Origin of the sequence: Myroides sp. WP-1, from assembly GCF_014145635.1 — a bacterium.
GTDB lineage: Bacteria > Bacteroidota > Bacteroidia > Flavobacteriales > Flavobacteriaceae > Flavobacterium.
Window position 1 is genome coordinate 1 of the sequence record NZ_JACHTC010000004.1, and the last position, 20,685, is coordinate 20,685.

At 34.2% G+C, this 20,685-nt stretch carries 17 protein-coding genes and 1 other RNA gene; 12 read left to right on the forward strand and 6 right to left on the reverse strand.

The window, feature by feature from the left end; genetic code table 11:
• The 9 genes from H4K33_RS04995 to H4K33_RS05035 all read left to right on the forward strand — a co-directional run.
• On the forward strand, positions 1–233 hold a 233-nt coding region (locus tag H4K33_RS04995), incomplete at its 5' end, for a type IX secretion system membrane protein PorP/SprF (RefSeq protein WP_182647381.1).
• An 11-nt stretch (positions 234–244) separates the two neighbouring features.
• Positions 245–2,209 carry an OmpA family protein gene (locus tag H4K33_RS05000; protein WP_182647382.1) on the forward strand — a complete coding sequence of 655 codons (1,965 nt, stop codon included), beginning with the start codon at positions 245–247 and terminating at the stop codon, positions 2,207–2,209.
• 405 nt (positions 2,210–2,614) lie between these two features.
• The gene (locus tag H4K33_RS05005) at positions 2,615–3,742 is read left to right on the forward strand and encodes a helix-turn-helix domain-containing protein (protein ID WP_182647383.1); all 1,128 of its coding nucleotides are present in this window, start codon (positions 2,615–2,617) and stop codon (positions 3,740–3,742) included.
• 786 nt (positions 3,743–4,528) lie between these two features.
• On the forward strand, positions 4,529–5,170 hold the full coding sequence (locus tag H4K33_RS05010; RefSeq protein ID WP_182647384.1) for a helix-turn-helix domain-containing protein: 642 nt from the start codon (positions 4,529–4,531) through the stop codon (positions 5,168–5,170).
• A gap of 813 nt (positions 5,171–5,983) precedes the next feature.
• Positions 5,984–6,622 (forward strand): helix-turn-helix domain-containing protein, encoded by a 639-nt coding sequence (locus tag H4K33_RS05015; RefSeq protein ID WP_182647385.1) that lies wholly within the window; start codon positions 5,984–5,986, stop codon positions 6,620–6,622.
• An 85-nt stretch (positions 6,623–6,707) separates the two neighbouring features.
• On the forward strand, positions 6,708–7,823 hold the full coding sequence (locus H4K33_RS05020) for a helix-turn-helix transcriptional regulator (protein WP_182647386.1): 1,116 nt from the start codon (positions 6,708–6,710) through the stop codon (positions 7,821–7,823).
• A gap of 14 nt (positions 7,824–7,837) precedes the next feature.
• On the forward strand, positions 7,838–8,965 hold the full coding sequence (locus H4K33_RS05025; RefSeq protein ID WP_182647387.1) for a hypothetical protein: 1,128 nt from the start codon (positions 7,838–7,840) through the stop codon (positions 8,963–8,965).
• A 159-nt stretch (positions 8,966–9,124) separates the two neighbouring features.
• On the forward strand, positions 9,125–10,069 hold the full coding sequence (gene trxB, locus H4K33_RS05030; protein ID WP_182647388.1) for a thioredoxin-disulfide reductase: 945 nt from the start codon (positions 9,125–9,127) through the stop codon (positions 10,067–10,069).
• Between the two features lie 186 nt (positions 10,070–10,255).
• Positions 10,256–11,218 carry an ABC transporter ATP-binding protein gene (locus tag H4K33_RS05035; protein ID WP_182647389.1) on the forward strand — a complete coding sequence of 321 codons (963 nt, stop codon included), beginning with the start codon at positions 10,256–10,258 and terminating at the stop codon, positions 11,216–11,218.
• 57 nt (positions 11,219–11,275) lie between these two features.
• Here H4K33_RS05035 and H4K33_RS05040 read toward each other — a convergent pair whose 3' ends face one another.
• Together H4K33_RS05040 and aroQ are read right to left on the reverse strand one after the other, a co-directional pair.
• Positions 11,276–13,756, reverse strand: coding sequence for a DUF5686 family protein (locus tag H4K33_RS05040; protein ID WP_182647390.1), 2,481 nt, complete (start codon positions 13,754–13,756; stop codon positions 11,276–11,278).
• A complete protein-coding gene (gene aroQ / locus H4K33_RS05045) occupies positions 13,756–14,172 on the reverse strand; it encodes a type II 3-dehydroquinate dehydratase (protein WP_182647391.1) in 417 nt (138 codons plus the stop codon). Before aroQ ends, H4K33_RS05040 begins: the two co-directional genes overlap by 1 nt.
• 327 nt (positions 14,173–14,499) lie before the next feature.
• On the opposite strand from aroQ, the gene H4K33_RS05050 reads away from it, so the two are divergent.
• Together H4K33_RS05050 and xerD are read left to right on the forward strand one after the other, a co-directional pair.
• Complete coding sequence (locus H4K33_RS05050; RefSeq protein WP_182647392.1) at positions 14,500–15,132, forward strand: outer membrane beta-barrel protein; 633 nt, start codon at positions 14,500–14,502, stop codon at positions 15,130–15,132.
• An 86-nt stretch (positions 15,133–15,218) separates the two neighbouring features.
• Positions 15,219–16,130: a site-specific tyrosine recombinase XerD gene (xerD, locus tag H4K33_RS05055; RefSeq protein ID WP_182647393.1), complete on the forward strand. Its 912-nt coding sequence runs from the start codon at positions 15,219–15,221 to the stop codon at positions 16,128–16,130.
• Positions 16,131–16,238: 108 nt separating this feature from the next.
• On the opposite strand, the gene rny is transcribed toward xerD, so the two are convergent.
• The 4 genes from rny to H4K33_RS05075 form a co-directional block, all read right to left on the reverse strand.
• Complete coding sequence (rny, locus tag H4K33_RS05060) at positions 16,239–17,801, reverse strand: ribonuclease Y (RefSeq protein ID WP_182647394.1); 1,563 nt, start codon at positions 17,799–17,801, stop codon at positions 16,239–16,241.
• Between the two features lie 49 nt (positions 17,802–17,850).
• A non-coding RNA gene (ssrS, locus tag H4K33_RS05065) (6S RNA) lies at positions 17,851–17,960 on the reverse strand.
• A gap of 68 nt (positions 17,961–18,028) precedes the next feature.
• On the reverse strand, positions 18,029–18,328 hold the full coding sequence (locus H4K33_RS05070) for a cell division protein ZapA (RefSeq protein ID WP_002990886.1): 300 nt from the start codon (positions 18,326–18,328) through the stop codon (positions 18,029–18,031).
• 8 nt (positions 18,329–18,336) lie between these two features.
• Positions 18,337–18,627 (reverse strand): hypothetical protein, encoded by a 291-nt coding sequence (locus H4K33_RS05075; protein ID WP_182647395.1) that lies wholly within the window; start codon positions 18,625–18,627, stop codon positions 18,337–18,339.
• A gap of 349 nt (positions 18,628–18,976) precedes the next feature.
• On the opposite strand from H4K33_RS05075, the gene H4K33_RS05080 reads away from it, so the two are divergent.
• Positions 18,977–20,683: a peptidoglycan DD-metalloendopeptidase family protein gene (locus tag H4K33_RS05080; RefSeq protein ID WP_182647396.1), complete on the forward strand. Its 1,707-nt coding sequence runs from the start codon at positions 18,977–18,979 to the stop codon at positions 20,681–20,683.
• Positions 20,684–20,685 lie beyond the last annotated feature (2 nt).

The following is a 20,685-nucleotide window of genomic DNA, read 5'->3' on the forward strand; positions in this document are numbered from 1 at the left end:
TGAGTGCGAATTTTATGTTTAGAGATAAATTTACCGTTGGAGCGGCTTACCGCTGGGATGCTTCGCTAAGTGGATTGGTTGGATTTCAAGTGACAGAGAATATATTAGTGGGGTATAGCTACGATGCAGAAACGACAAAGTTGTCTCGCTATAATTCAGGATCTCACGAGATCTTTGTTCGCTTTAATTTGTTAAACGGCTTTAAGCGCGTAGCAGCGCCAAGGTTCTTCTAAAAAAAGGAGTTATGAAGAAAAGAATACAACAAATGGGACTTGTAGCGCTTCTATTTATAGGAGGAATTACAACGAGTTATGGGCAAGTTGGCAAAGTAAAACAAGGAGATCGCGATTTTGATCGCTTGGCATATGCCAATGCCATAGAGATATACGAAGGATTAGCAAACAAAGGATATGTCAATACTTCTTTGTTACAAAACTTAGCAGATGCGTATTACTTCAATGGAAAGCTAGTAGAAGCTAATAAGTGGTATCGTGAACTTTTTGAAGGAGATTACCAAGACAAGGACCTCTCTCGATTGGCTTCTGAGTATTTTTATCGCTATGCACAAACGCTTAAGAGTATGAAAGACTATACCAAGTCTCAAGACATGATGGATCAGTTTTACAACTTGGAGAAAGAAGATTCTCGCGCCGCTTTGTTCAACAAGAACCGCGATTACTTGCGTACAATTGCACGCAATTCGGATCGTTATGAGATCAAGGCCTTGAATTTAAATAGCGAATACTCAGATTATGGCGGAACAATTATAGGCAATAGTTTTGTCTTTACCTCCGCCCGAGCAACTGCCAAAGAAAAAGGAAGTGCTATTCACTCCTGGACGAATGAAAGCTATACAAGTTTGTATAGTTCTCCAATGAACAAGGAGGGATTTGGAGAGCCTGTTCGCTTAGCTATGGATGATTCAACCATCAACGAGGCAACAGGTGTATTTACTTCAGATGGCAAGACGATGTACTTTACTCGAAATAACGCAACTTCCAATGGAAAGAGCAAGCAAAATAAAGAGCATACCTCTTTACTTAAAATATATAAGGCTGTCAAACAAGCAGATGGGCAGTGGGGACAGGTGGTGGAGTTACCGATTAATTCGGATGATTTTAATACAGCCCATCCTGCTTTAACACCAGATGGTAAGTGGTTGTATTTCGCTTCGGATCGCAAGGGAAGTATAGGGCAATCAGATCTATTTCGCGTAGCTCTATATGACAACGGCGGATATGGGGTTGTGGAGAGTTTAGGAAAGAATATCAATACAGAAGGTAGAGAGAGTTTTCCGTTTATATCTTCGGATAATCAGCTGTTTTTTTCTTCTGATGGACACCCTGGCTTAGGAGGTTTAGATGTTTTTGTTTCTCGCATGTATCCCGATGGAAGTTTAGGACCGGTGGTTAATATGGGAGAACCAATTAACAGTAACATGGACGATTTTGGATTTTACCTCGACGCCAAGGAAAACAAAGGATTTGTTAGTTCAAATCGCGAAGGAGGCAGAGGAGCAGATGACATTTATTTTTGGGTAGAGAAACCTTGCAAGCAAACGATTGAAGGAATCGTGTTTGACAAACAAACCAAAGCACCGTTAGCCAATGCGCTTGTAGTGATCTCTGACGCAGTTTACCAAAAGAGTGAAACACTGCGTACCAACAGCAAAGGGTATTATGTGAGTTCTCTCCTCGATTGTGGAATTAAGTATCGCATCAAAGCAGAGGCAGAGTCGTATAACCCAACAGAAGTAATTTCTTTAAATACCGAAAATACCCCTGGAGTAAAAAAGGTCGATATCGGATTAGAAACACCTGAAATTCCTATTGAAGTTAATGACGATTTATTCAAGACATTAAACTTAAAGCCAATTTACTTTGATTTTGACAAGTCTGATATTCGCTATGATGCTTCGATTGAGTTGATGAAGGTGGTAGAGCTCATGAAGAAATACCCTAGCTTGAAAGTAGATGTGCGTTCACATACCGATAGCAAAGGAAAAGATTCATACAATTTGAGTTTATCGGATCGTCGAGCGAAGTCAACGATTGATTGGATGGTGCTACAAGGAATAGCTTCAAATCGTTTAACAGGACGCGGTTATGGAGAAACCAAACTCCTAAACCGCTGTAGCAATGGCGTTCGCTGTAGTGATGCAGAACACCAAGAAAACCGTCGAAGTGAGTTTATAGTGTTGGCAAAATAGAATAAAAGAGAAAACAATTTTTTTTATATCATCGAGCTGTGCGATGTAAAATACACAACCAAAATGTGGAGTGCTCCTTATATAAGGAGCCTCTTGTTAGGAGGTAGCAAAAAACATAGGTTCAAAATTAAATGAATGAATGAAAAGTAAGTAGTCTTAAATGTCATAGTAGTTGGGTTGAATATTTTTTTTTAAAGGAAGTAGTTTAGAGTCAACCTAAACATAGTTTTGGAACTGTTTTTTGCACCCCTCCTTCTTTTGAATATGGATCAATGTTATATACTCACATTTCAAAGACAAAGAGGAAAAATGTTAGAGAGATTGTGGTAAGATTGAATGTGAGAAAGATAGTTTATACTTATGTGAATAAGTTGAAAAACATTGTTTGTTTTAAATCCGATTAATATGCCCCTACAAAATATATTTCTTATTGTGTTGTTACCAATCGTTTTTTACGAAATACTTACAGCTTGCTTTAAGCGCGTACCAACCAGCAAACGCGTCGTTAATAAAACAATTACTTGGTTTTGTTATTTTGTTCTCATTCAGCTTGTCTTATTGATTGTTGAAAATAAGCTAGTCAATCAAATGACTCATTTTCCAATTTGGGGATTGATGTTTCTATTTTATGGACCTTATATCAACTTGATATTAGCAACCTGGAGAACCAAAGTAAACCAACAAGAAGATAGTGCGTTTTTGGGTGATTTTTACAGTATGATGTGTGTATTCATTAGTTGTACTTTTATCAGCTTTATGAAACAGGATCTACTTTATGTAACGGAAGTTATCGGAGGTATTTTAGTGCTGTCCTTTCTATACTACGGCATTAGTTTAGGGCGAAAATGGACGAAAATAAACGCAGAAAATCAAAGAAAACAATCACAAAGAGAAGTGAAAAATTCAAGTAAGTGGTTGTATATAAGTCTAAGTTTTGTTTTAGTCTTGTTCTTTTTTAGCTTATCACAAGATGTAAAATTATCGGGATTACTATTTCTATTTCTATGGTATGTTTCTTTGGCGTTTCTAAGAAAAAATATAGAAGATGAAAATACATTTCAAGCGAATCAACGCAGAGAAATGGAACAGATAGAAGAAGAATGGGAAAAAGCCAATGAAGATGATTCAGAAGAAGAAAAGGAATTCGAGTACATTAAATATGGACAAACGAAATTAAATGAAATTGTTTTGCAACGGTGCAATTTAAAAGTTAAAGATATTATTATCGACAATAAAGCCTTTTTGGATGCCAATTTTAAAATGACTGATTTAACTGCACGGACCAAAATATCAAGGTATTATTTAGCGCAGTATTTTCACGTCGTTCATCAAATGAATTTTAGAGAATACATTAATAAACTGAGAATTGATCATGTCGTTCAATATATCAACGACTGTAACAAAAAAGAAAAACTAAGTGTGAATGACTTGTTTTTAGAAAGCGCCTTCAATTCTAAAACCTCTTTCTTTAAAAGCTTTAAACAAGTATTGGGTTGTACGCCTTTTGAGTACTTAAAAAAGTGCCAGGATTAAAAAAGAGAATACAGATCAAGCAGGTTTTAGTAAAAATATCCTTTTAAGAGAAGGATGAATTAACGTAATAAAAGAATTAATCATTAGATAAACAGTAAAATAAAAAGATACAGTAATGCTTTTTTGGAATAGAGAAAAGAGTCGATCTACTTTTTTATGTAGTTTAATTGGTTTGTATAGAGTGAATTAGGTTTCCAAATTATGTGTTGCTGTATTTTTTTGAATGAAATAATACCCATCGTTTATCCCCTTTTTATATACTCAATCTGGTGTTGAGATTGATTTTGTTTTTGTGAATGAATAGCCAGAAAAAAAGTAGGGCTAGACAGCAAAGAGTTTAACGTATTTATTTGATAGAATTGTAGGAGATTGCATTGAAATTTAGGCAATCTAGTTGATATACAGGTGGATGCTATTAGCGATGGAAGAGTGAGTCAGATCCCATGATTGCAGAAGGAGTCGCTTATCATAGCTAAAAACCAGGATAAAGAATACACTACAAAGCTAGAATGAAAAGTTAATCTGTTGTTTCCATGAAGTTTTGCCCATTTTTTTGGGCAAACTTCTTTTTTACTTGCTTAAAGTGATTAAAAAGCTCATCTATAGTGCTTTTAAATCAATTGTATAAAACTGCATGCTCACAATAAACTTATAGTTTCTCTATTCCAGCAAAACGCCTTAACCCCGTTGGAGAAATGCTTTTTAGTGCTGTAAATCAGATTGTAAGACAATTGTATGATCCACTGAAACATATTTTTAAAATGATTTGAATAAAAAATAATTACTATGAGGAAAATAACTTTAGAAGAACAGGAAAATCAAACTTCTTCATCAGAAGTTTTAACGAAGTTAAAAGTTTTGTTGGGTGTAAGGACAGCCAAAGAATTAGCGGCTATTTTTAATTTAAAACCTAATACTATATCATCTTGGAAAAAAAGGAATACGATGTGCTATGCCAAGGTTATTGAAGTTTGCCATCAACACAACTTAGATTTGAATGAATTGTTTTTTAGCGATTATCAAAATATGTCTATCGATAAAAGTTACAAAAATATCCCCATTATTTATATTGAAGACTATCTTGAGTACTATCTGAGTATGCAATCGAAACCTAAAAAGCTCAAACAAATTTATTTGCCTAAACAGGTGAATTTTGATATCGTTATTCAAGTGTATACGACCGTATATGACCAGGGAAGTGCCAAACTAGTTTATGCATTTTGCAAGACAATGCAGCATTTAGATATCATGATTAATCAAAACTACGTTTTTTTACTTAAAAATAAAGGATTTCAAAAATTTAAAGTAGTTGAAATTGATCAAGTTAATAACAAAATAGGTTTATATAAAGACAATGCAGAAGTAAGTAGAATTAGTACAAAAGAAATAGTAGAGATTTTTCATTGCGTCAACTATTTAGTTTGTTAAATAAATAGAACTATCGTGTCAGATAACGCATGAAAAACGCAACATATAGGTCGATATAGAGACCTACTGGAAAAAGTGAAATTAGAAAAAAAGAAGAATTTTAATTCTTCTTTTTTTTTGTATATACCAGAGCTTTTTAAAAAAACACACTAACTTTTGCTTTGATTTACACGCGATAGGAGTAAAAAATTCAGCAGATGTAGTGTAAATTATTGCTTGTATTGTCTTCAAAAAAATAAGTTTGATTTCTTTTCAATAAAGAAAAAAATACAAGTATGTTCTTTTTTTCGCTAATCTACCACTTCGTGATTAGTTTTAATTCGTGAAAATAAGTGATTTGGAATGCAGCGTTGTACTTTTAAATGCATCTATTTAAAAAAGTGGATGGTAAATTCAATAATCTCCTTGGAATGGTTTTATGAAAAATAAAAAAACTAATCGATTGTATTGTAATCGATTGTGTCTTTTTTGTAAAAAGTTTTACCCCTAGTAAAAAGATAAATACGAATTTGTTTTCATGTTTTTACACTTTTACATATCTCTTTGAACGGAGTGTGATTTCTTTGCTTAGAGAGAAAAGGAGAAGTATTCGCTATTAATGCTGTCTTTTATTCGCGAAGTTTAAAAATAAGACAGATCGAGCTAAATGTAAGATGATGGGCATTATCCCCAAAAATGAAATCTTCCTTCTCTTTTCCTTGTGTTAATCACAAGTTCTCTTATCGATGAGAAACTAGGTAATGTATCTAACAAATAAAACAGTTTAAGACATTTAAAAAAGGAAGTTATTATTAATATATGTAAAACTAAGCAATGAAAAATAAAGTGCTACAAGAAAATCAAAATACGAGTTCTTCAATCGATGTTTTGACCAAACTCAAAGTGCAATTAGGTGTTAAATCAAGCAAGAAATTAGCTCAAATATTTGATCTGAAACCCAACACAATTTCTTCATGGAAAAAGAGAAATACCCTTTGCTATGCAAAAATAATCGAGGTCTGTAAACAACATCAAATTGACCTCAATGAGTTGTTTTATTCGAACTATCCCAATAAAGCAATTGAGAAATACTATGCTAATGTTCCTATTATTTACATTGATGATTATTTGGAATACTATTTGAGCATTAAAACTAAGCAGCAGAAACTCAAACAGATTTACCTTCCAAAAAGTGTGAATTTTGATATTATTATTCAATTATACACGTCAATTGATAGTAATGATCATCCTCAACTTATTTATGCGTTTTGTCAAAAAATAACACTTTCAAGTGTTGAAGAGCAGCAACATTACGTGTTTTTTGTGCAGAATAAAGGATTTCAATACTATAAAATAGTAGAAGTGAATAAAGAGTATACACATTTTAAAGTGATGAAAGGGACGGATTGTATTGAATTGAAAATGGAAGAAATTATAGAAGTTTTTCAGTGGCAGGAATCGCTATCCTGTTAAAAAGGTGAATAATTTTAGATGGATAGTGATGATGGCAGTGATGTAGTGAAGAAAGAGATACGTAAGAAATATAAACAAGAGAGAAATGGAATTATTGAAATATATTTTAATTTCTATTCCCGTGATTTCTTCCATGACTGGTGGAATTATTTTATTGGTGGTTTTTTTTAAGAACTTGTCTCAAACAGAAATTCCAATTCTACGAACGTTAGGTGGATACTATGGGGTGTTGATTCTTCTTTGGTTTTTAGATAAACTAACGCAAGATCAATTCTCAATTCGAATTTATATCCTCCCTTTAATGATGTTGCTGGTCATGTTATCTCAGGTGTTGTTTTACCATTTTGTTTGCTTTTTTATGCCTACAAAAAGTACATTTAATAATTTTCATTATAAACAGGCCTTTTTTATGGGTATTGTGTCTCATGTCTTTTTCTTCATTCTATCTAATACAAATGGAGGAACAACATTAGATTTTCAATTTCTATATGCTAAAAGTTTAAGTATTTGCGTGATTTCAAGCGTCGCTTACTACACCTTTTTATTTTGGAGACGAATGTATAACTATCATCAAAAAAAGTTGATTGCAGGTATACAACAATGCAGTTGGATTCACCTGTTATTGTTGGGGAAAACAACTTTTTCTATCCTGCTTTTTTTTTATGATCGAAGTGTTTGGATTTATTGTTTGCTTGTTCTTGTGCTCTTTTTTCAACATGTAGTAATTACATTTAATTTACTGCAAGAGAAAAATAACATGAGAATTCCTCAAAGGTATAAGAATAACATAATGTTGTCTTCTGGACAAATCATTTGTGTAGATCAAGCCGGAGGATTGTATCATGATGTATTGGAAACAACGTTCGTTTATCCCAATGAAAATGCAAATAATGTATTGACACAACACGATATCGTGACCTACTTTGCCAATAATAAACCTTATACAAATAAAAACTTTCGATTAGATTCTATTGTTACTCATTTTGGTGTCAATCGAACCTATGTGTCAAAGTTTATTAATATAACGTACAACTGCACTGTAAGCCAGTTTATCAATGATTGGAGGTTAAAAGAAGTAGAGTACTTACTACAAATTGAAAAAAAAAGTAACATTGAAAACTTAGTGATAAAAGCAGGTTTTTCTGACTACAGGCATTATTTACGTGCCTTGCACAATGCTGAAAAAAGACAACAGTTTTAAAAGGTGTATAAAATATGGATTACAAGAATCTTTTTTTGGGACTTTCTTTCTCTGCCTCGGTATTCTCAACTTTTTTGTGTCTTATTTTACTAGGAGTGAAGTTAGCTAGAGATGTGGCTGATGTAGCAGTAAAAAAAGTACTTATAGTTTCGCTCTTTTTTTATGCGATCTGTATCTTTTTTTTTAGCACAACTTTTTTTGATGTGTTTAGTTTGTTGCATATACCTTATGTCGCAGGATTGAGGTTTCTGTCTGCATTACTCATGCCAACCTTATTTTATCACTTCATTTTTTTACTCACAAGACTGAAAAAGGTTGAACAATTCAACTATTTTAACTATGCCATCAGTTTTCTTATTGGCATTGTGTTTTATTACTATCAAGAAGGAACAGGAGAAATTATTCCGGTACAATTTTTAGAAAAAATCTTCTTTTCCTTCTTTGTAACCTATAGCGATACATTGATAGCGAGTTTCTATAATATCGTGTATCTATTGTTATCCTTATCTCGACTAATGCAGTATCGAAAAAATATAAGCAACTATTCTTCTAATGAAGAGCAAGATTCCTTATTGTGGCTGTATCCTATTTTTGTACTTGGTTTTCTATTATTACCAGGAACTATGGTACTCCATATTGTTCCTGTAGTAAAAGATAATCTGGTTTTTGGACAAGTTATCCCCAATTTTTTTTTCATGTTCTTCGCTATTAGTCTTTGCTACAATATTTTTTGTGAAAACTTCGCCCTTGTAACAGAAGATATACTTGAAGAAAATATAACCACAACAGATTTGAAAAAGAAAAAAGAAAAAGAATTGTTCATTGACAAACAGACATTTGAACAATATATCGTGAATAAAAAGCCTTATTTAAATCCGCAATTGAAAATTACGGATTTACTATATGACTTGATGACGAATAGAAGCTATTTGTCTCAGTTTATTAATACAACTTACAAGATGAACTTTTCGCAGTACATTAATCACTGTAGATATCTTGAATACTTAGCCTTACAAGCTTCTTTAGGCAATACACAAAAAACACAAGAAGATATTGTGTTGTCCTGTGGGTTTAGGAACTATGAAAGTTTTAAGCGAACTCAAGATTTTTTTAGTAAAAATAGTGGAAATTCTACCTCATAAGCAACGTGAGTTGATCTACCCACAAAAACAAGGTTGCTGTGTTTGATAGGGAAAGAAATAGAAATTCCTTATATAGAAATAAGTTATTTCTTTATAAAAGTGCTTTGAAAAGCACGGAAAAAGGGTATTTTTGTTTCTACAATTATTAAAAAAAGTATTATGTCAACGATAGAAAGAACAAAGTGTTTAATTATTGGATCAGGACCTGCGGGATATACCGCTGCAATTTATGCTGCTAGAGCGAATATGGCACCTGTATTATACCAAGGATTACAGCCAGGTGGACAGTTAACAACAACAAATGATGTAGAAAACTTCCCAGGATATCCTGATGGAGTTACTGGACCTGAAATGATGCTTCAATTAGAAGCACAAGCAAAACGCTTTGGAACAGACGTAAGAGACGGTTGGGTCACAAAAGTTGACTTAAGTGGAGCAGTAAAAAAAGTGTGGGTGAATGAAACAACTGAAGTTCACGCAGATACAGTGATTATCTCTACAGGAGCAACTGCTAAATATTTAGGATTGCCATCAGAACAACATTACTTAAGCCTAGGAGGTGGAGTTTCTGCTTGTGCAGTATGTGATGGATTCTTCTATAGAAATCAAGAGGTTGTGATCGTAGGAGCAGGTGATTCAGCTTGTGAAGAAGCACACTATCTTTCTAAACTTTGTAAAAAAGTAACCATGTTAGTGCGTAGTGATAAGTTTAGAGCTTCTAAAATTATGGAAGATCGAGTACGCAATACAGAAAACATAGAAATATTGATGAATACGAGTACGGTTGAAGTACTTGGGGACGGAAATGTAGTAACGGGAATCAAAGTAAAAAATAACGATACAGGCGTAGAAACAGATATACCTGCTACTGGATTCTTCGTCGCTATTGGACATAAACCCAATACGGATATCTTCCAAGGTCAGTTGACAATGGACGAAACAGGGTATTTAATCACAGAAGGAAAAACGAGTAAAACAAATGTAGAAGGCGTATTTGCTTGCGGTGACGTTCAAGATAAAGACTACAGACAAGCCATTACAGCTGCTGGATCTGGATGTATTGCTGCTTTAGACGCAGAACGCTATTTAGCTTCAAAAGAATAACGTGACTTAGCTCCATAAAATCAACACTTTTTGTTGAAGATTAGGTGAAGCTTTGTAAACATAATAAATTAGGGATAAGACACTTGTGTTTTATCCCTTTTTTTATCTGTTATTTTTTCTGCCTTTATTTGAATTTAATTGAACGCATCATTAGATATTTTTATCTTTGTACTTTAAAACCTCGACATGCTTTTATTAAAAAATATATCGTTTAGTTATACAGCCAATTATACCGTTATAGACGCCATAGACTTAGTTATTGAAAAAGGAAAACACGTAGCCTTATTAGGAGAAAGTGGATGCGGAAAAAGTACTCTTTTAAAGTTAATTTACGGATTACACGATTTAGATCAAGGGGAGATCTTTTGGAAAGATAAGCAAGTTCTTGGACCTGCCTATAATTTGGTGCCAGGTATGGAAAATATGCGCTATTTAGCCCAAGATTTCGATCTTATGCCGCACACGTCTGTGGCCGAAAATATCGGAAAATACTTATCTAACTTTAACTTAGAAAAAAAGAAGGCTAAAATTGCGGAACTGTTAGAGCTAATAGATATGACTGCATTCGCCGATGTGAAAGTTAAATTGTTAAGCGGAGGACAACAACAACGTGTTGCAATTGCTCGTGCCTTAGCCGTTGCACCTGAAGTACTCCTCCTGGATGAACCTTTTAGTCACATCGATTACGCAAGAAGAAGCGTGCTAAGACGCAAAATATTTAGCTACCTAAAAGAACAAAATATCACGGTTATTGTCGCTACACACGATAGTATGGATGTATTGAGCTTTGCTGATGAAACAATCGTACTCAAAGATGGTCGTGTAGTTGATTATGGAGATACACAAGACTTGTACGAATACCCTTCAGATAAATATGTAGCTACCTTGTTTGGTGAAGTAAATGAATTGTATGTATCCGATTTTAATCCAGATACAAAGGAAGATGAAGTACTATTGATTTATCCTCACCAATTGATGATCTCTAAACAAAAAGGTGTCTTAGATGTTGAAGTACAACAAAGTTATTTTAGCGGAGATGGTTACCTCGTTTGGGCACGCTTTAAGAACAATAGAGAACTTTATTTTAATCACCCTGTTGAAGTACAAGCGGGAACAAAAGTGAAATTAGCCCTGAAGAAATATCAGTAAGCCAATTGCTCTTTGAGTGATTGAAAAAACACAAATACAACGAACAAAAACGCACTTCTATTTCTGAATTAGATCGAGGATTTTTATTCCTAGTACAACTCCGTGACTGGTTTTTCGATCGGAGAAAGAAGTAATGTAATCAATTCGGAAGGGCCTAAACTTGCCAAAACCAAAGTTGTTTAAACCTAAACTAAATTCTTTGTAGGTAGGCTGATCAGGAGTATGCAAGAGGTGAAAACCAAAAATGACCGAATAGCGAGTTTTGTTTAATAGAGGGATCTTGTTGATTAAAAATCCGCGAAAATCGTGTTCCATATGAAATTCAATGTACGATTTATTTGTACTATATGCATAGTAGGGCAGTAGATTAAACTGCTTGTCGTAAATCGCGGATGAACCGATAAACGTTTGATTACCATTAAAATGCTTGTAATCTGTAAACGGAATTTTGTTCTGCTCAAAGAATTGACCCATGGAAATACCCGTGTACAATTCACCAAAATTACCAATATTGTTTTGATATTTGGTAGCGATGGATCCAAACGTATAACTAAAATGTCGATTCGTGGTGTTTAACGCTTTTTCAAGATGAACCTCCAAAATAGGATATTTAGATTGCTGTAGGTACTGTTTCTTATTGGGATAACTGATCGTTTTCTGATCAAATACCACTTGAACATTCATTTGTAACTTAACAACACCATTGTTTTCAAAAGAAGGTGAATCAAAGTCAGTCGGATCTAAAGGATTGTTGGAAGTAAATTCTAAAGTAGGTACAAAAGGAGGATTTTGAACGCTGTTATATAAATTTTTTCGATACGCATAGGAAAGTTGCCCTTCAAACTTGAAATTCGTAAAAGCATATTGACTATAGTGAAAAGCAATAAATTTCTTCTGAAAGTATTTTGCATAGTTCTTCCCAAACCAAGCAGAAGCAAAAGAGTTTATGGGTTTTTTAATCGGATCATCTTGGTTGAACTGTTCAATAGTTTCTCCTGCCTCCAGACGAATAGTCGTATAATCTTGCTGATTAAAAACATGGGAAGCATAACCCGAAAAGCGAAATTTATTCTCACTGACCCCATAACTTACATTCATCCCATACGATGTTGCAGCATTATCCATACGCAACTTAGTAAAATCAATACCCGATGTTATATTGAATCCCTGTACAGCATTAAAAGCAAAAGTTGATAGCAATCCATGATAGCTATAGGTTGTGTTTTTATAAGAATTAACGTATTTATATCCCTTGATTAATTTAAAAACAGTAAAGTTATTTGTTCGCTTGTCGATAGAATCTAATATACTCTTGGTATTGTCTGTAAGAAAGATTGATTTTTGATCAAAGTATTTTTTCTCTCCTTTTGTCAAGTTAAAAGGGCGAATCGATGCTAATTTTTCTTCCTCCTTGTTGTTGTAATCCTCGATAAAAGTCAAATACTCATTTGTTTTGTTCTCCATTAAATCGGCCGGTTTTTCTGTATACTTAGAAAAACTACTTTCAAATTTACCAGTGAAATCAAAAACAATAAATTTTCCGTCAAATACGAGTGTTTGCGAAGCCTTTACATGAGCATCTAAAGAAGGTGCATACTGATAGGTTTGTTTTATTTGTAGGTTGTTGATGTTTTTTAAATTGACATTATTCCCATGCATTTTAGCATAGAAAGACAAAACCTGCCAATTTTTACTCGTAAACTCAATATAGCCTTCCATAATAGGTTCTCGATCGCGTTTGGGAGTAAAATACACGCGATACAATGTCTCATCACCACTAGTTTCTTCCGAAATAATATCAAAGAAATAGTATGAATTAGCATAGGGAAGAAGAGGAGAAACAACCGTAATTTGCTTGGATACCTCAGAACTAAAAATATTAAAGTCGTTGTCTGTACCCGTTAAAAATAGTAGATCTTTCGAATTTCCTCTTTGTTGCAACGCATGAACTGTTTCTTTGCTAATGAGTTTATCTCGATAATCTAAGTCAGAGTGAATTTCGCTTAGATAAATAAAATTGCCTTCTTGTTCGCTATCAATATCCAAAGCAGGATCCAAATCTTTGCGCTTTTGTCCTAAATAAGAAGCTCGTTGAGTATTGAGTTGTAAATCACCTTTTGCATAATAAGAAACTTGATAGTTATCCGTACGCTTTGTAAAGTTGTCATAAACCAAAGAAAGCAAATAGGAGGCGTAATAATCCTGTTGCTCAGTATAAAGGATGTTGCGTTTATCTAACGAACGCAATTGAATGATAAAGGTATCACTTACATCTTTATACTTTACTTTTTCATTTTCAAAACCCTCTTTTTGCAAGTAAAGAGGAAGTTTCTTGTTCCATGTAATTGTAAAAAAACCATCGTTATCTGTGCGTGTATGTTGGATACTCCCAGGAATAAAAACCAAGCAATTTGCTACAGGAGTTTGTTGTTCCGTCAACACCCTTCCTGTTATGGTTTGCCCATAGCTATTGGCTCCTAATATGAATACTAGGAGGAACACAAAAGTGGAAACAATCTTTTTTACAATGTTATTCATTAATCTACCAAAGCACGCAAGGCTAGTTCATAACTTTTTAAACCAAAACCGAGTATAACTCCTCGACAAGCAGCCGCTAGTTTAGATTCTTTGCGAAAAGACTCACGTGCATGTGTGTTGGAAATATGAACCTCAATAACCGGTGTTGTAATAGCCGAAATGGCATCACCAAGTGCTATAGAAGTATGTGTATATGCCCCTGCATTAAAAACAATACCAGCATAGCTAAAACCTACTTCGTGTAATTTATCAAGTAAAACCCCCTCAATATTAGATTGAAAATAAACAAGTTCAACGTTTGGGAACATTACTTGCAATTGCTCAAAATACGTGTCGAAACTCTTATCTCCATAAATTTCAGGCTCTCTTCTACCTAATAAATTTAGGTTTGGACCATTGAGTATTAGTATTTTCATGATTTTAATTTAGTGGAACAATAAAACAAAGATATTTAATATTAGGTTGATTAAACAAAGGTGATATGAATATTTGTGACTCCATTTTTTGAGTTTCCTCTCATTCTGTGGTTGTTAGGATATTTAGCTGTTTTTTATTGATGAAAATACATAAATTAAGTAAATATTAACAAATTGTACTAACGTAATAACTAATTGATTTACAATACCATGTTAAAAATTTAAATATCTAAGGTTTCTTTAATGTTATATTTTTATTAAATAAACGCTGTTTTGGGGTGAGATGCTGTAATTTCGTTCTCAGTTAATAGAAAAAAATTAATGAATATGAAAAAATTAGTACTATCGTTAGTAGCTGTTGCTGCTTTTGGATTCACAGCTAACGCTCAAGAAAAAGAAAAACCAACTTTTGGATTCCAAGAAGGAAACATCATGATTGAAGGAAGTTTCCAAATTTCTGATAAAGTGAATAAAAATTCTGATTCTGGAAACAAAGACAAAATCACTACGTACAAATTCAACCCGAAAGTAGGATATTTCTTATCTGATAAAGTTGCTGTTGGAGCGTCTTTAGCTTTTGGTAAAGGAGAGCAAGAAGTTTTCGGTGATAGAGTAGCTACAAACTTATATGCTGGAGTATATGCGCGTTACTACTTCTTAGAATTAGGTAACCGTTTCAAAACTTTCGCAGAAGTAGGTGTTGGATACGATCAAAAAGAAATCTCTGCTGTTAAAAACAAAATGACAGGTATTCAAGCAGGTATCGATTTAGGATTTAACTATTTCCTAACTGAAAAATTAGCTGTAGCTTTCACATTAGGTAATGTATTCTCTTACGGAAACCACGATCACAAAATCGATGGAAACAAACAGGGAACAATTTCTGAAACAGAAGCAAACTTAAACGTTTTCAATAACTTCTTTGACAACGCTACATTCGGATTAGTTTACAAATTCTAATCACAGAACGGTAAATAATAGATTATATAAAAGAGCTTCAGTTTGAAGCTCTTTTTTTTATCTTTGAACAAAAGCACAACACAAAAATGAGTACTACAAACTGGCAAAATACCCTTCAATCTTATATCTATTACTTAAAGTTAGAACGCGGCTTGGCAGAAAACTCTATTGAAAGTTACGAATTAGATTTACTCAAGTTTGTTCGGTTTTTGAGCTATAGTGCGGTAGATATAACACCTAAAGAGGTTACTGCGGAACATGTCAATGAGTTTGTGTATCAGATTTCTACTCTATTAGCGCCGACATCTCAGGCGCGTATTATTTCAGGGTTAAAGAGTTTCTTTACTTTTTTGATTGTTGATGGGCAAATAGAAAAGGCTCCTACAGATTTATTGGAAATTCCAAAATTAGGACGTAAACTCCCTGAAGTTCTAGCGGTTGAAGAAATAGATGCAATGATTGCGACTTTAGATCAATCCACTTCAGAGGGCTATCGAAACAAAGTAATGCTAGAATTGCTTTACAGCTGCGGATTGCGCGTTAGTGAATTGGTTAACCTGCGCTTGAGTGATTTGTTTTTTGAGGAAGGATTTATTCGTGTTATTGGAAAGGGAAGTAAGCATCGATTTGTACCCATAGATCCAACTACCATGCAATGGGTAGTGCTTTATAAGAGCAGCATACGCGATCATATGAATGTAAAGAAAGAAGATAGTGATGTTGTATTCCTGAATCGAAGAGGAGGACGCTTAACTAGGGCGATGATTTTTACTATTGTTAAGCAAGCAGCTAAAGCAGCTAATATTCAAAAAAACATAAGTCCACATAGCTTTCGACATTCATTTGCGACCTACTTATTAGAAAATGGTGCAGATATTCGCATGATTCAATTAATGTTGGGACATGAATCTATCCTAACCACGGAAATATATACGCATATAAGCCGCGAAAAGTTAAAAGGTGTCATGGATACTTATCATCCAAGAAGTAGAAAATAAGGAGTAATGCAGAAATTGTGAGTGTAAGAAAACTCTTTAAACCATACAAGACAAAGAAAAAAGGCCTATAATAAAAAAAGCGAAAGAATTTCTTTCGCTTTTTTGGTATTATTTCGCAATGTTAATTGCTCTTGTTTCTCTAATAACAGTAATTTTTACTTGACCTGGATACGTCATTTCTGTTTGAATTTTTTGTGAAATATCGAAAGATAATGTAGCAGCCATTTCATCGGATACTTTTTCACTTTCTACAATCACACGCAATTCTCTACCAGCTTGAATCGCATACGAGTTTTTAACTCCTCCAAATTCATTGGCAATACCTTCAAGATCTTTTAGACGTTGGATATAAGAATCTAATACTTGTCTTCTCGCTCCTGGTCTTGCTCCTGAAATCGCATCACATACTTGAATGATTGGTGCAATTAAAGTTGTCATTTCAATTTCATCGTGGTGCGCTCCAATTGCATTGCAAACTTCTGGTTTTTCACCAAATTTCTCCGCCCATTGCATTCCTAAGATTGCGTGTGGAAGTTCGCTTTCTGTTTCTGGAACTTTACCAATATCGTGTAACAATCCAGCGCGTTTTGCCAACTTAACGTTTAATCCTAATTCAGCAGCCATTAAACCACATAATTTAGCGACTTCACGAGAGTGTTGAAGTAAATTTTGACCGTAAGACGATCTGTATTTCATACGACCAACGATTTTGATTAATTCAGGGTGTAGACCGTGAATACCTAAATCGATAACTGTTCTCTTTCCGATTTCAATAATTTCTTCCTCAATTTGTTTGGTTGTTTTAGCAACAACTTCTTCAATTCGAGCAGGGTGGATACGTCCGTCTGTAACCAAACGGTGTAATGATAAACGTGCAATTTCACGTCTTACAGGATCAAAACAAGAAAGAATAATAGCTTCTGGAGTATCATCTACAATGATTTCTACACCTGTTGCAGCTTCGATAGCTCTAATGTTTCTTCCTTCACGACCAATGATACGCCCTTTTACATCATCTGATTCGATGTTGAATACAGACACACAGTTTTCAACTGCTTCTTCTGTTCCTACACGTTGAATCGTATTGATGATAATCTTCTTCGCTTCTTGTTGCGCCGTTAATTTTGCCTCTTCTATTGTATCTTGAATGTAAGACATCGCATCCGCTTTTGCCTCTGTTTTCAAACTTTCGATGATTTGGTTTTTTGCCTCTTCAGCTGTTAAACCAGAAATAATCTCCAATTGTTCTACTTGAGTGCGGTGTAAACGCTCAACTTCTTCTTGTTTCTTTTCTACGTGCTCTAATTTAGCATCGTAATCTTTGATTATTTTCTCACTTTCTTCAGATGCCTTTTTTGCCTTAGAAAGTTCGTTTGAGATTTGTGATTCTTTATCTCGAGTTCTCTTTTCAGCTTCTGCCATTTTTTTATCTCTCGATAAAATCACTTGCTCATGTTCTGCCTTTAGCTCGATAAATTTCTCCTTTGCTTGAAGAATTTTCTCCTTTTTAATAGACTCTCCTTCTGTTTTTGCGTCGCGTATAATTGTCTTAGCTTCATTATTAGCGTTTTGTAAAATAGAAGAAGCATGGTTTTTCTCCAGGTATTTTGCAATTGCAAAACCGATGCTTGCACCTACTAAAACTCCTCCAACAATAAATAGTATATCCATATGTGTTTTATAATTATATAAAAAAAAGCCCACATCAGTAGAGTTGCATAAACTCTGAATTTAAACAAGTTTTGGGTTAGCTTGCTTTTCAAGGATCTGCAGTAATGCAGCATGCTTTAGTAGCAACGATTCACCCATTTTAATTTGTTAGTGTTGAGTTTATCAAAACGGTTTACTAATGTGAGCAGTATCTTTTTTTAGTTTTTCCTTTAAATAAGAACGTGTTTTTATTTCGAAAGTATACGATCCAAAGCCTCATCCAATCGAACTAATCGATCAACAGCTTTATTGTAATTCTCAGATTTGTCAATTGTTTTTTGCTCAGTCTGCGATGCTAATTGCAAGGCACACATAGCCAAAACATCCTGCTTATCTCGTACCGCATAGCTCTCCTCAAACTGATTTATCATGATATCAATCTTCTTTGACGCCGAGCGCAAAGCTTCTTCTTGTGCATAGGTTACCGTTAAAGGGTATACACGATCAGCTATCGATATCTTGATTTTTAGTTGTTCATTCTGACTCATAGCTAGCTTTATTTACTGAGTTGAGCGATACAATTGTCAATCTCTCTTATCAATGAATTTATCTTGAGTTTCGTATCTTTTCTTCCTTCGTCACTGCCCAATAGTGAATTGGCTAACTGTAGTGATTCGTACTTTTTATAAATGTCGTCTAATTGCGTCTCATTTTGTAGAATCTCCTGCTGCGCCTCGATCAAGTTTTGTTTGAGCTTATTGTTTTCAGCTTCTAATTGATCTAATCTTTGTACAAGTTTTGCAAACTTTACTTCCAATGCATTAATTATGTCCGTTAGTTCACTCATGTCACAAAATAAATATTCACTATTCTTTTACAAAGTTACAATTTGTATTTAGATTTTAAAATATTTTCTGCTAAAAGTTCGCGCGATCAGCTCGGAAATTGATTAATAACTAGCTAATGAAAAATATTTCAACTTTTTTATTCCTAGTTGAGCTTATGATAGGAACTAGTTAGATACGTAGTGCAAAATACGATTGGATACTGAAAGAATTGTTAATTGTTTGAAAACTAAAGGGAATGTGTTAATGTCGTTCTCTATTCAAAAGAAACTAAAATATCAAGCGGTATTTCTCCAAAAGAAGGGGGTGCGTTTTTAGATTATTCTTTATTTTAGCAATAAATTATATGAAATGAAAAAGAGTTTAACTGGAATTTTTGTTTTCTCTGCTCTTGTTGCTTTTGGACAATCTCAGTCTTTAGAATTTGCCAACCCTTTAAATATTGCTATTCACGCTTCAGGAAATTTTGGCGAGCTTAGGGGAAGTCACTTTCACGCGGGATTAGATATTAAAACTCAACAGCGCATTGGATTACCTGTCTATGCTCCAGCAGATGGTTATGTTTCTCGTATTAAGGTATCTACTTGGGGATATGGAAAAGCACTTTATATTGATCATCCCAACGGGATGACAACCGTTTACGGGCATTTGAGTAGCTATGAAGGAGCAATTGCTCAACGCGTTTTTGATACGCATTATAAACAACGCGTTTTTGAAATAGAAATCTTTCCTAAACGCAATGAAATTCCCGTTAAAAAAGGCGATATTATCGCTTATACTGGGAATACAGGTGGATCTGGTGGTCCTCACTTACACTACGAATTTCGCGATACTAAAACACAAGCTATTGTCAATCCATTGAGTTGGGGAATGAAAGCAATGCTCACCGATACAGAAGCACCAACCGTAAATTCCGTGTATGCCTATCCCATCTCTCAAGATGCTGTTATCAATAAGACGATCAGGCCTGTGGCATTGACTTATAAAACCATTAATGGAGTTTTAACTGCCGATCCCATTACGGCAAAAGGTAAAATAAGTTTTGGAATCGATATGTATGACACCGCAAATTATAATGCAAATAAAAATGGTGTTTACAAAGTGGCTACTTTTGTCAACGGAAAACCAAGCTTTAGTTACCAGTTCGATACTTTTGCATTCAGTGAATCTGGTTTTGTCAACGCATTAATTGATTATGGTCATGCAAGTCGCACCAAAAGCAAAGTGCAAAAAATGTTTATCGATAAACCCTATCCTTTGTCTGTTTTAACTGTTGACAAAGGAACAAATGGCGTGTTAGATGTCAAACCAGGTGAAAGCTATACCTATAAAATAGTGGCCTCTGATTATCACGGTAATCAAACAACCATCGAAATTCCAATTGTGTATGCAGACGATTTTGTCGCTCGCGTAGAAAGTAAAGATGTCTCCGGTGCCGAAAGTTATGAGGTGGTTTCTACAAGAGAAATGATTTTGGAAAAAAACTTTGCTACGGTGAGTATTCCCGCCAATACGTTTTACCAAGATTTTACGTTTTTATTTGATGCTAAAGATAAGATTGTAACCTTGCACAAAGATGAAGTAGCGGCGTTTAAGAATATTACACTAACGGTAGATATGAGCAGTTTTGGTTTGAACGAAGCCGATATGAAAAAAGCATATCTCGCTCAAGTAGCACCAAATGGAAGTAAAAGCTACCTTAAAACACATAAAAAGGGCAATTTATTCACCGCTTATACCAAAAAACTAGGTAATTATAGCTATGGGATTGACAATACACCGCCCAAGATTTACCAACCGAGTTTTAAAGAGGGAGATTGGCTGAGCAATGCCAGCGAAATTTCTTTTCTAATACAAGATGTCGATACGGGAATCAATACAATTGAAGGAACCATCAACGGCAAGTGGATCTTGTTGGATTATGATTATAAAACAAAAAAAATAGTACATTTATTCCGTGATGGAGTCGTGGGATCAGGGCGCAATGATGTTGTTATTAAGGTAACAGATAACATGAATAATGAAGCAACTTATTCAACTCATTTTTTTAGAAAGTAAAC

What these genes read in the sequence shown, in the direction of transcription:
- H4K33_RS05010 (WP_182647384.1), top strand. Translation starts at nt 4,529, where the DNA reads ATGAGGAAAATAACTTTAGAAGAACAGGAAAATCAAACTTCTTCATCA.
- aroQ (WP_182647391.1), bottom strand. Translation starts at nt 14,172, where the DNA reads ATGAAAATACTAATACTCAATGGTCCAAACCTAAATTTATTAGGTAGA.
- H4K33_RS05020 (WP_182647386.1), top strand. Translation starts at nt 6,708, where the DNA reads ATGGAATTATTGAAATATATTTTAATTTCTATTCCCGTGATTTCTTCC.
- xerD (WP_182647393.1), top strand. Translation starts at nt 15,219, where the DNA reads ATGAGTACTACAAACTGGCAAAATACCCTTCAATCTTATATCTATTAC.
- H4K33_RS05005 (WP_182647383.1), top strand. Translation starts at nt 2,615, where the DNA reads ATGCCCCTACAAAATATATTTCTTATTGTGTTGTTACCAATCGTTTTT.
- H4K33_RS05075 (WP_182647395.1), bottom strand. Translation starts at nt 18,627, where the DNA reads ATGAGTGAACTAACGGACATAATTAATGCATTGGAAGTAAAGTTTGCA.
- H4K33_RS05015 (WP_182647385.1), top strand. Translation starts at nt 5,984, where the DNA reads ATGAAAAATAAAGTGCTACAAGAAAATCAAAATACGAGTTCTTCAATC.
- H4K33_RS05050 (WP_182647392.1), top strand. Translation starts at nt 14,500, where the DNA reads ATGAAAAAATTAGTACTATCGTTAGTAGCTGTTGCTGCTTTTGGATTC.
- H4K33_RS05070 (WP_002990886.1), bottom strand. Translation starts at nt 18,328, where the DNA reads ATGAGTCAGAATGAACAACTAAAAATCAAGATATCGATAGCTGATCGT.
- H4K33_RS05040 (WP_182647390.1), bottom strand. Translation starts at nt 13,756, where the DNA reads ATGAATAACATTGTAAAAAAGATTGTTTCCACTTTTGTGTTCCTCCTA.
- trxB (WP_182647388.1), top strand. Translation starts at nt 9,125, where the DNA reads ATGTCAACGATAGAAAGAACAAAGTGTTTAATTATTGGATCAGGACCT.
- H4K33_RS05000 (WP_182647382.1), top strand. Translation starts at nt 245, where the DNA reads ATGAAGAAAAGAATACAACAAATGGGACTTGTAGCGCTTCTATTTATA.
- H4K33_RS05035 (WP_182647389.1), top strand. Translation starts at nt 10,256, where the DNA reads ATGCTTTTATTAAAAAATATATCGTTTAGTTATACAGCCAATTATACC.
- H4K33_RS05025 (WP_182647387.1), top strand. Translation starts at nt 7,838, where the DNA reads ATGGATTACAAGAATCTTTTTTTGGGACTTTCTTTCTCTGCCTCGGTA.
- H4K33_RS05080 (WP_182647396.1), top strand. Translation starts at nt 18,977, where the DNA reads ATGAAAAAGAGTTTAACTGGAATTTTTGTTTTCTCTGCTCTTGTTGCT.
- rny (WP_182647394.1), bottom strand. Translation starts at nt 17,801, where the DNA reads ATGGATATACTATTTATTGTTGGAGGAGTTTTAGTAGGTGCAAGCATC.